The sequence below is a fragment of the Acinetobacter stercoris genome, assembly GCF_900323515.1.
Lineage (GTDB): Bacteria > Pseudomonadota > Gammaproteobacteria > Pseudomonadales > Moraxellaceae > Acinetobacter > Acinetobacter stercoris.
Map to the genome: position 1 here is coordinate 1 of NZ_OOGT01000399.1, position 1,253 is coordinate 1,253.

Consider the following 1,253-nt stretch of genomic DNA (forward strand, 5'->3'; position numbering starts at 1 on the left):
TTTTTATATAAAAATCTGTATTCAATATCTCAATTTCTGATTTTTTACATAATACAGGAGAATATATGTTTATTTTATTGGTTGAAGATGATCCATTCATTGCAAAAAGCATTCAGCTTGCATTACGTCATCTCAACTTTTCAATTGAACATGTAAGCTCTGCCAAAGATGCAAACTACTATATCCAGAATACGTCTGTTGATTTATGCCTGCTTGATCTAGGTTTGCCAGATCAAGATGGGCTGGATTTACTCAAAATCTGGCGTGAAAAAAATATTCACCTTCCTGTTTTGGTGCTTACTGCTAGAAATAAGACGCAAGATTGTGTTGAAGCACTTAATCTGGGGGCAGATGATTATTTAACAAAACCTTTTGAACTGCCAGAATTAATCGCCAGAATCCACGCTTTGGGACGAAGACATCGTGGTTATGCGAGTAATATCATTACATTAGGGGATTTAACTCTAGATAAGGCGGCACAAATTGTTTTTTATAAAAATGAACAAGTACCATTAGCTCGCCGTGAATATGCATTACTCGAAACATTCATGCTGCATCCAAATCAGGTTTTAAAAAATGATGTCTTAATTGATAAGGTATATGGCTTTCAGGAAAACATTGAAAGCAATGCTTTAAATGTACATGTATTTTATTTAAGACAAAAAATCGGCACTGAGCGGATTCAGACCATTCGAGGTGTTGGCTATCTTTTTCATGCAAAAGATGAGTCTGAATCATGAAAAACTATAGCCTGAAATTGCGTTTGGTTCTCAGCATTATAAGTGCATTTATTGTCGTTTGGGGTATAGCTTTTACCTTGCTGTATACAAACCTTGAACGAAAAATGACTGAAACACTTGATGAACGGCTATCTGCTTCAGCACATATGGTTGCCAGATTGCTACATCAAATTCCTCCGAATGATCTGATCGCAACCGCAAAACCATTACTCAATGATCCAGATCAGCAAAACTTTATCGCATGTGAAGTTGCTTTTTTCAGTGCAAATGTAAGCTTAAAAAAACAGGTTGTTGCCAGGACACGTGGAGCACCTGAAAACCTAAGCAACCGCCCTATTGGCTTTAGTTCATGGACAGATCATTCTGGCAATGAATGGCGTGGTTTTGTATTAGAAAAACATAACTTACGGGTCGTTTCAGCGGAAAAACTTAAGTTTCGTGAGGAATTATTATTAGAGATTTTACAATCTATTCTTTATCCGCTGATTCTGACTTTAATACTTTGTATTATTT

General features: G+C 36.1%; 1 protein-coding gene and 1 pseudogene. Both read left to right on the forward strand.

Going from position 1 to position 1,253, the window contains the following annotated elements:
* Nucleotides 1-65 precede the first annotated feature (65 nt).
* A complete protein-coding gene (locus KPC_RS19810) occupies nt 66-740 on the forward strand; it encodes a response regulator (RefSeq protein ID WP_121976009.1) in 675 nt (224 codons plus the stop codon).
* A pseudogene (locus tag KPC_RS19815) lies at nt 737-1,253 on the forward strand (two-component sensor histidine kinase); the annotation flags it as partial. The gene KPC_RS19810 and the pseudogene KPC_RS19815, both read left to right, overlap by 4 nt.

What these genes read in the sequence shown, in the direction of transcription:
- KPC_RS19810 (WP_121976009.1), top strand. Translation starts at nt 66, where the DNA reads ATGTTTATTTTATTGGTTGAAGATGATCCATTCATTGCAAAAAGCATT.